Genomic DNA, 961 nt, shown 5'->3' with positions numbered 1-961 from the left:
CCACCCACCACGACGTCATCACCGTGATCCAGGCCCTGCTCGACCGCCACGCCATGCTGCGCGCCCACCTAAACATCGACGACGCCGGGCAGTGGTCACTACAGGTCCCCGAGACCGGTGTCATCGATGCCCGCCACCGGGTGCACACCAGCGAGGTGATCACCGATGAGGCGTTGATCGAGGCGCGGTCGGGGTTGGATCCAGCTGCTGGGGTGATGCTGGTCGCGGTGTGGGCCGGCGCGACCGGGCAGTTGGCGTTGATCATTCACCACCTGGTCATCGACGCGGTGTCCTGGCGGGTGCTGCTGGGTGATCTGAACACCGCCTGGACCCAACACCGCGCCGGCCACCCCGTCACGCTGGCCATCGAGGGCACCTCGTTTCACCGGTGGGCCCAGCTGCTGGGCGACTACGCCGCACGCCCAGAGGTGCTCGAGTGCGCTGATGCCTGGAAACAAGTGGCCAGCGCCGCGGCCCCGTTGCCCGCCCCCCAACCAGCACTGGATACCTACGCCAGCGCCGGGCACCTGTCGGTGACCCTGGATACCGACACCACCGCGGCGCTGCTCGGTGAGGTCCCCGCGGCGTTTCACACCGGCATCCAAGACATCTTGCTGATCGCCTACGCCATGGCGGTAGCCCAGTTCGTGGGCAACGGCGCCGCCCCGATCGGCATCGACGTCGAAGGCCACGGCCGCCACGAAGACCTCCACCCCCACCTAGACCTGTCCCAAACGGTGGGCTGGTTCACCACCAAATACCCGGTCGCACTGACCATCGGCGCCGCCCACCACCAGTGGGCCCAGATCAGCGCCGGTGACCCCGGGCTGGGGACCCTGCTCAAACACGCCAAAGAACAACTCCGCGCCCTGCCCCACCCGCTGAGCTACGGCGCGCTGCGCTACCTCAACCCCGAGGTCGACCTCAACCAACCCGACCCCACCCTGGGCTTTAACTACCT

Annotated in this window: 1 protein-coding gene; it reads left to right on the top strand. The window is 68.0% G+C overall.

Going from position 1 to position 961, the window contains the following annotated elements; all coding sequences use genetic code 11:
* A partial coding sequence (locus AC5Y7E_RS24190) for a condensation domain-containing protein (RefSeq protein ID WP_499950941.1) occupies positions 1–961 on the top strand: 961 nt, incomplete at both ends.

It is taken from the genome of Mycobacterium sp. NGS17 (assembly GCF_059813205.1).
The sequence above is the reverse complement of the archived record's forward strand: the minus strand, read 5'-3'. Positions and strand labels throughout refer to the sequence as shown.